6 protein-coding genes are annotated in these 7,980 nt (G+C 73.7%); 2 read left to right on the forward strand and 4 right to left on the reverse strand.

Annotated features, from left to right (window positions below; genetic code table 11):
• Positions 1-2 precede the first annotated feature (2 nt).
• Positions 3-1,214, forward strand: coding sequence for a hypothetical protein (locus GD970_RS16485; protein ID WP_152203997.1), 1,212 nt, complete (start codon positions 3-5; stop codon positions 1,212-1,214).
• A 123-nt stretch (positions 1,215-1,337) separates the two neighbouring features.
• On the opposite strand, the gene GD970_RS16490 is transcribed toward GD970_RS16485, so the two are convergent.
• From GD970_RS16490 to GD970_RS16505, 4 genes are all read right to left on the reverse strand, one after another.
• Positions 1,338-2,582 carry a DUF4032 domain-containing protein gene (locus tag GD970_RS16490; RefSeq protein WP_152203998.1) on the reverse strand — a complete coding sequence of 415 codons (1,245 nt, stop codon included), beginning with the start codon at positions 2,580-2,582 and terminating at the stop codon, positions 1,338-1,340.
• A gap of 292 nt (positions 2,583-2,874) precedes the next feature.
• Entirely contained in the window at positions 2,875-4,002 is a 1,128-nt protein-coding gene (locus tag GD970_RS16495) for an ABC transporter ATP-binding protein (protein WP_152203999.1), read from the reverse strand.
• Positions 4,003-4,137: 135 nt separating this feature from the next.
• The gene (otsB, locus tag GD970_RS16500) at positions 4,138-5,151 is read right to left on the reverse strand and encodes a trehalose-phosphatase (RefSeq protein WP_152204000.1); all 1,014 of its coding nucleotides are present in this window, start codon (positions 5,149-5,151) and stop codon (positions 4,138-4,140) included.
• On the reverse strand, positions 5,148-6,581 hold the full coding sequence (locus tag GD970_RS16505) for an alpha,alpha-trehalose-phosphate synthase (UDP-forming) (protein WP_152204001.1): 1,434 nt from the start codon (positions 6,579-6,581) through the stop codon (positions 5,148-5,150). Before GD970_RS16505 ends, otsB begins: the two co-directional genes overlap by 4 nt.
• A 407-nt stretch (positions 6,582-6,988) precedes the next feature.
• Between GD970_RS16505 and GD970_RS16510 the strand changes: the two genes are divergently transcribed.
• Positions 6,989-7,980, forward strand: a 992-nt coding sequence (locus GD970_RS16510) for a serine/threonine-protein kinase (RefSeq protein WP_152204002.1), incomplete at its 3' end; no start/stop codon positions are given.

Below are 7,980 nucleotides of genomic sequence, written 5' to 3' on the forward strand. Positions count from 1 at the left end.
GCGTGAGCAGCGAGACCTGGAACCGCACCGAGGCCGTCATCGTCGCGGCGGCCCTGGAGCCGCTGGACGTGGCGAGCCACCTGGCCGCGGCTGCGGTGGTCGCCCGCCTCGAGTGGTACCCGAGCACCGAGCACCTGCTCTCGGTCTCCCTGCTCACCGACGCCGCCGGCCGGGTGGCCCGCAACGCCGACGGCGTGCTGGAGCCCGGCCCGGCCGCCGCCGATCTCGCCGATGCGCTCACCGAGGCCTTCGACGTCGACGTGCTCATGGAGGGCGTGCCGGCACGGCGGGTGGCCGGGGAGGCGGCCGGCGCGGGCGAGGCCGGCCCGGGCGAGGGCGGCGCGGGCGAGGGCGGCGCGGGCGCGCCTGGCGCCGCGGGTCCGCAGACCCCCGGGGCCGCCGCGCAGCCGACCGGGGCCGAGGGGGCTGGTGCGCTGCCGGTCGTCACCGAGGAGGACGTCGACCACGACGCCCGCACGGTGGTGCTCACCCCCATGCCGGCCCACCAGGCGCCGCTGCACGCGACGCTGCTCGAGCGCACGGTCACCGTCCTCGAGCAGCCGGTGGGGGAGGAGACCCGCCGCCTGCTCGTGACGACCGGTCCCGGCCGCGAGCTCGGGGTGCTCGGCTGGGACGCCGACGCCTACCCGGTGCTGCGCCTGCAGGTCGACGCCGAGGACCGCACCACGCTGCTGCTGCCCGGCCCGGAGGTGGACGACGACGAGCCCGAGGGCACGGCCGTGTTCAGCTGGGCCATGCAGAGCCTGTACGTGTACGGCGGCGCGAGCGGCGCCGAGGCCTCCCCGGTGCGCGAGCTCGCCCACGAGCTGCTCGGCGACGGCGCCGACGCCGCGGCCTTCGCCGCGGCGGTGCCCGGCGCCGACCCCGACGCGGTCGCGGCCGCGCTGCGCCTGCGCGGCGCCGACGGGCTCGCGGCGTTCGTCGCCGCGCTCGGGCTGCCGGCCGCCGTCACGGAGGTGCTCGAGGGCCGCACGTCGCCCGCGGAGCTGCCCGGCGCCGTCGTCCACGAGCCGGCGCGGCTGGACAGGGCGGCCGCCACCGCCGCCAAGATCGCGTTCGAGTCCAGCGTGCCCGGCCGGGCGGTGCGCGAGCCGGCCGTGCAGCGCCGGCTGCTTCGCGGGGCGGTGGCCGGCCTCGGGGCGCTGGCCGCGGGGGCGGCGGTGTCCGCCGTCGTGCGCCGCGCGCGACGGTAGGCCCCCGCCCTTTCCCGCGGCGGTGGCACACCCACCCTGCCCCCGCGAGACGTCAATTAGTTCCTGATTTGCAGGAGTAATTCCTGATTGCAGGATCGACCTCTCACACCGAAGCGGACTAGGTCAGGCGTCGGTGGTCTCGTCCGCGATGCCGCCGTGGTGGAGGAAGGCCCGCTCGTCGGGCCGGTGGCGCAGCACCGTGTCGGTGTAGGAGCGCACCGCCTCGACCATGGGCACGTCGCGGCGCTGCTGCTGGGAGATGAACCAGCGGTGCTCGAGCACCTCGTGGAAGATCTCCGCCGGCTCGAGCTTGCCGCGCAGCTCGCGGGGCACCGCGCGGACCGTGGGCGTGAAGACCTCGTCGAGCCAGTCGTGGGCGACCATCGTCAGGTCGTCGTTCTGCCGGTCGGTCGCGGCGCGGTAGGAGTCCAGGTCGTTGAGCATCCGGCGCGCCTGGTTCTCCTGGACGTCCAGGCCGGTCAGGCGCATGAGCTGGCGGTGGAAGTGCCCGGCGTCGACGACCTTGGGCTGAATGCTCACCGTGGTGCCGTCGATGTCGGTGGTGATGGTCAGCTCCCCGACGTCGTAGCCCAGCTCGTTGAGCCGGTGGATGCGGGCCTCGACCCGCCAGCGCTCGCCGGACTCGAAGGACTCCTGGGCGGTGAGCTCGGCCCACAGCGACTCGTAGCGCTCGACGATCTGGTTGCCGACCTCGATGACGTCGACGTCCTCCTCCAGCTGCTCGCCGGCCTGGAGGTCCATGAGCTCGCCGATGATGTTGGTGCGCGCCAGGTCGACGTCGTAGCTGCGCTGCCCGGTGGTGAGCTGGGGGTGCAGCTCGCCGGTCTCGGCGTCGACGAGGTAGGCGGCGAACGCGCCGGCGTCGCGGCGGAAGAGGGTGTTCGACAGCGAGACGTCACCCCAGTAGAAGCCCAGCAGGTGCAGCCGCACGAGCAGCACCGACAGGGCGTCGATGAGCCGGCCGGCCGTCTGGGGGCTGACGTACTGGCTGAACAGGGCGCGGTAGGGCAGGGAGTACTGCAGGTGCTCGGTGACCAGCGCCGAGTTGAGCGGCTCGCCGGTGGGGCTGGTCCGGCCGGTGATGACGGCCAGCGGCTGGACGGCGGGGGCCTCGAGCCGGCCGAGCGCGCGGAGCTGCTCGTACTCGTGGTAGGCCACCCGCTCGCCGATCTCCTTGACGGCGATGACGCGGCCGGAGAGCTTGACGAAGCGGACCACGTGCCGGGAGATGCCGCGCGGCAGGGCGGCGAGCACCTCGGCCGGCCACTCCTCGAGCGGGACCTCCCACGGCAGGTCCAGCAGCGCCGGGTCGACCCGGGCGGCGGTGATCTGGAGCTGCTGTGCCATGGGGCCATTCTTCCAAGCGGGGACGACATTGCCGGGCGAGGTGGTCGGCAGCGCACCTGTGAGGTTCGTCCGATTCACCTCAGAGGGCGAGACGTCAACTGTGGCACGAGACGTCAACTGGTGCTGGACCGTGCGACAGCGGCGTGCCCGCGACCGAGTTGCCGTCTCGCGCCGGATTTGACGTCTCGCGGCGGAGTTGACGCCTCGCGCGCATGGCCGCGGGCCGGGGACGCGAACGGGGCGGGCCGTTCCGGCCCGCCCCGCTCCCGCCTCGCGGCGGCGTGTCAGTTCGTCACTGCGGCAGGCGCTCGCCCGTCGCGGCGGAGAACACGTGCTGCTCGCCCTCGCGGATGCGCACGTGGATGGTCTCGCCCTTGGCGGGCACGTCGCGCGGGTCGATGCGGACGATGACCTGGTCGGAGTCCTCGCCCGAGCCCAGGTGCTCGGCCAGCTCGCGCGAGCCGGACAGCTCGCCGTAGACGTAGGCGTCCGAGCCGAGCTCCTCGACGAGGTTGACCGTCACCGGGATGGTGCCCGGCCCGCCGGTCGGCACGCGGTCGAGGGACTCGGGGCGGAAGCCCAGGACGACCTTGCCGTTGTCCGCGGCGCTCAGCGCGTCGACGGTCGCCCGGGTCAGCGGCACCCGCGCCTCGCCGAGCACGGCCTCACCGTTCTCCACGTGGAAGTCCCCGAGGTTCATGGCGGGGGAGCCGATGAAGCCGGCGACGAAGACGTTGGCCGGGGTGTCGTACATCTCCCGCGGGGTGCCGACCTGCTGCAGGACGCCGTCCTTGAGCACCGCGATGCGGTCGCCCATGGTCAGCGCCTCGGTCTGGTCGTGGGTGACGTAGACGGTGGTCACGCCCAGGCGCCGCTGCAGCGAGGCGATCTGGGTGCGGGTCTGCACGCGCAGCTTGGCGTCGAGGTTCGACAGCGGCTCGTCCATGAGGAACACGCGCGGCTGGCGCACGATCGCCCGGCCCATGGCCACGCGCTGGCGCTGGCCGCCGGAGAGGGCCTTGGGCTTGCGGTCGAGGTACTCGGTGAGGTCGAGGATCCGGGCGGCCTCCTTGACCCGGGTCTCGATCTCGGCCTTGGGGGTGCCGGCGATCTTCAGGGCGAAGCCCATGTTGTCCGCCACCGACATGTGCGGGTAGAGCGCGTAGTTCTGGAAGACCATGGCGATGTCACGGTCCTTGGGCTGGACGTCGGTGACGTCGCGGTCGCCGATGTAGATCCGGCCCGAGTTGACGTCCTCGAGCCCGGCGAGCATCCGCAGCGAGGTGGACTTCCCGCACCCGGACGGGCCGACCAGGACGAGGAACTCGCCGTCGGCGATCTCGAGGTCGAGGGCGTCCACCGCGGGACGCTCGGAACCGGGGTAGACCCGGGTGGCTTTGTCGAAGGTGACTGAGGCCATGGTGATTTCTCTCCTCCACCGGCAGGTACGTGCCGGACGATCCGTAGTGAAGGTGCCAGGTCGTGTCCGCTCTGACACAGCAGTGTCGCGGCACCCGGCCGCGACACCCGCCGTCGCTATCCTCCCACACGGAGGTTACGCAGACGTGTCCAACGGCCCACTTCTCAGTGCCACCAGCCGCATCAGGACGGCGGAGAACTCCTCCGGGTCGGTGACCCGGTAGGCCGCGCCGGTCTCCCCGGCCCCCACCTTGATGCCCACGTCGCCCTCGCCCAGGACGGCGAAGGCGTCCTCGTCGGTGGTGTCGTCGCCCGCGTACAGGACGGCGTCGGCGCCGAGCTCGGTGCGCAGCTGGACCAGGGCGTCGCCCTTGGTCACGCTGAGCACCGACATCTCCACGACCTCCTTGCCCACGATGACGTGGACCTCCGGGTGCGTCGCGGGCCCGTCGAGGGTGGCCTGGGTGAGCCGCTCGGCGTCCGGGCGGGCGGCGCCGCGGGTGTGCAGGACGGCGGCGGCCGGCTTGACCTCGACGTGGGCGCCGGGGACGCCGGCGACGATCGCCTCGGTGTCCCGGACCAGGCGGGCGAGGAGGGCGCTCTGCTCCTCGGTCAGGGCGACCGGGTCGGCGCGCAGCTCGCGCCCGCGGGGCCCGGCCACGACGGTGCCCCACTGGGCGCCGTGGCTGCCGATGATGCGCGTGCCGGCCGGGACGTCGGCCAGGGCGGTGAGGGTGGCGGCCTCGCGGCCGGAGACGACGGCGACCGTCACCCCGGGCAGGCCGGTGAGGTCCTGGATCGCGGCGGCGGACTCGGGCAGGACCCGGGAGGTGGCGGGGTCGAGCACGAGCGGGGCGAGGACGCCGTCGAAGTCCAGGGCCACGAGGATCGTGGGGGCGGCGGCGAGCTCGCGCAGGGCCGAGTCCAGGCCCTCCTTGATGTGGGCGGTGAACAGCGGGGCGGCCACCCCGGGGCCGGGCACGCCGGGGTCGTCGGCGCCCACCTCGGCGGCGCCCTCCCCGCGGGCCGCGGCCTCGGTGCCGGCCAGGCCGGCGGTGGCGTCGTCGGTGGCGTCGTCGGGCGCCCCGAGCGGGCCGCCGCCCGGTCCGGTGAGCCGGGCGTCGTCGTCGGGCATGTTCTCGGTGCTCATACGGTCTCTCGCTCGCTGGGGACGGACATGGCCAGGTAGCCGAGGAAGTCGTCGGCCCACCGCTGGACGTCGTGCTGCAGGACACGCCGGCGCATGCTGCGCATCCGCCGGCGGCCCTCCCGGGCGTCCATGGTGATCGCCCGCATGATGGTGGCCTTGGTGCCCGCGATGTCGTGCGGGTTGATCTGCAGCGCCTGGGTCAGCTCGTCCGCGGCGCCGGTGAACTCGCTGAGCACCAGGGCGCCGCCGAGGTCGGAGCGGGCCGCGACGTACTCCTTGGCGACGAGGTTCATCCCGTCGCGCAGGGAGGTCACGAGCATGACGTCGGCGGCCAGGTACAGCGCGGCCATCTCGGTGGCCGGGTAGGAGTGGTGCATGTAGTGCACGGCGGCGCGGCCGAGGGTGCCGAAGTCGCCGTTGATGCGCCCGACGGTCACCTCCACCTCGTCGCGCAGCATCTGGTACTGCTCGACGCGCTCGCGGGAGGGGCTCGCCACCTGGACCAGCGTGGCCTCCGGGACGCGGAGCTGGCCATCCTCGAGGAGCTCGCCGAAGGCCTTGAGGCGGTGGCGGATGCCCTTGGTGTAGTCCAGGCGGTCCACCCCCAGGAGCAGGATCTCGGGGCTGCCGAGCTCCTTGCGGATCTGCTTGGCCCGGGCGATCACGTCCGGGGTGCGGGCGAGCTCGTCGAAGGCGGTCGAGTCGATGGAGATGGGGAACGCCTGTGCGCGCACCTGCCGGTCCGGGCGGGTCCAGCGGCCCGGGATGGTCACCTGCGGGCCGCGGACCTGCAGGTCGGTGAGCCGGCGCACCGCGCGCAGGAAGTTCGAGGCGTCCCCGGGGCGCTGGAAGCCCACGAGGTCCGCGCCGAGCAGCCCGTCGACGACCTGCCGGCGCCAGGGCAGCTGGGCGAAGATCTCCACCGGCGGGAACGGGATGTGGTTGAAGAACCCGATCTTCACGTCCGGGCGCAGCAGCCGGAGCACGGAGGGCACCAGCTGCAGCTGGTAGTCGTGCACCCACACCGTGCCGCCGGGGGCCACCGCCTCCGCGGCCGCCGCGGCGAAGCGGCGGTTGACCGCCACGTAGGCGTTCCACCAGTTGCGGTGGAACTCCGGCGGGACGATGACGTCGTGGTAGAGCGGCCACAGGGTGCCGTTGGAGAAGCCCTCGTAGTACTCGGCGATCTCCTGGGCGCTGAGGGTGACCGGCGAGACGTGGATGCCCTCGGCGTCGAAGGGCTCGTGCTCGAGGCCCGCCTTGCCGGACCACCCCACCCAGGCGCCACCGTTCTTCTGCATGATGGGCGCCAGGGCGGTGACCAGGCCGCCGGGGGAGCGCTCCCAGCTCAGCGTCCCGTCATCCTCGACCGTGATGTCGACGGGCAGGCGGTTGGCGACGACGACGAACTCGTACTCACCGGCAGGCATGGGGCTATCAGCTCCTTCTGTAATCCTCTTGCCACGCTACCGGCGCCCACCCGGGGTTGCCCGACCATGTGGCGCCGGTCACTGCTGTGGTGAGAAGGGCCGGTCACTGCTGTGGTGAGAAGGGCCGGTCACTGCTGTGGTGCGAAGGGTGGTCCGGTGAGGGGCGCGCGGGCGGACGGATCCGGCATCGACGTCCCTGAGCACGAGCGTTGGTGGTGAGTACGAGGGTTCTGGAGTACGTATTCACCAGCGACCCTCGTATTCACCGGCAACCCTCGTGTTCGCCGCTCACCCCCGCGCTCCATCAGCCCCTCGGCTCCACGGGAAGGCAGGTGGTGACTCCGGTCGAGGCAAAGGCGCGGCCCCGCGCCGGTCCTGGCCCGCTCGCGGTAGGTAGGTTGGAGCCCATGACGACGGCCGACGGCGAGCAGCGCGAGGTGGGCGGGTACCGCCTGCTGCGGCGCCTCGGTTCCGGCGGGATGGGCACCGTGCACGAGGCGGTCGACGCCGACGGGCGGCGCGTGGCCCTCAAGCTCCTCCACCCGCACATCTCCGCCGACCCCCAGGCCCGCAGGCGGCTGGCCCGCGAGGTCTCCCTGCTGCACCGGGTGCGTGAGGCCGGCGTCGCCCGGGTCCTCGACGCCGAGGTGGAGGACGCCGAGGCCTTCGTCGTCACCGAGCTCATCGAGGGCCCCACGCTCGAGGAGGACGTCGCCGCCGACGGCCCGTTCAGCCCCTCCGAGCTGTCCCACCTCGCCCACGGCCTGGCCGAGGCCCTGCGCGCCATCCACGCCGTCGGCGTCGTCCACCGCGACTTCAAGCCCGGCAACGTCATGATGAGCGAGCACGGGCCGGTGGTCATCGACTTCGGCATCGCCCAGGTCGCCGACGACGCCCGCCTCACCCAGACCGGCATGGTCACCGGCACCCCGGGCTACCTCGACCCCGAGGTCATCGCCGGCGCCGAGCCCTCGCCCACCTGCGACTGGTGGGGCTGGGCGGCCGTCCTGCTCTTCGCCGCCACCGGCCGGCCGCCGTTCGGGCGCGGGCCCACCGGCGCCGTCCTGGCCCGGGTGACCACCGGGCAGGCGGACACCGAGGGGCTCGAGCCGGTCGTCGCCAAGGCGCTGCGCGCCGCCCTCGACCCCGAGCCGGACCGCCGCCTCGGGGTCGACGGCGTCCTCGCGGTGCTCGACGGGCAGTGGGGCGACGACAAGCTCACCCAGGTGCTCCAGGTCGGCACCGCCGGGGCGCTGGCCGCCGGGTCCGCGGCGGCCCTGCTCGGCGACGACGACGGCGACGGCACCCGGGCGCTCGACGGCGGCCCGGCCACGGCGCCCTTCACCGACGGCACGCGCGCCGCCGCCACCGGGTTGCCCGCCGGCGCCGCAGCGGCCGG

The organism is Georgenia thermotolerans (assembly GCF_009193185.1).
Taxonomy (GTDB): domain Bacteria; phylum Actinomycetota; class Actinomycetes; order Actinomycetales; family Actinomycetaceae; genus Georgenia; species Georgenia thermotolerans.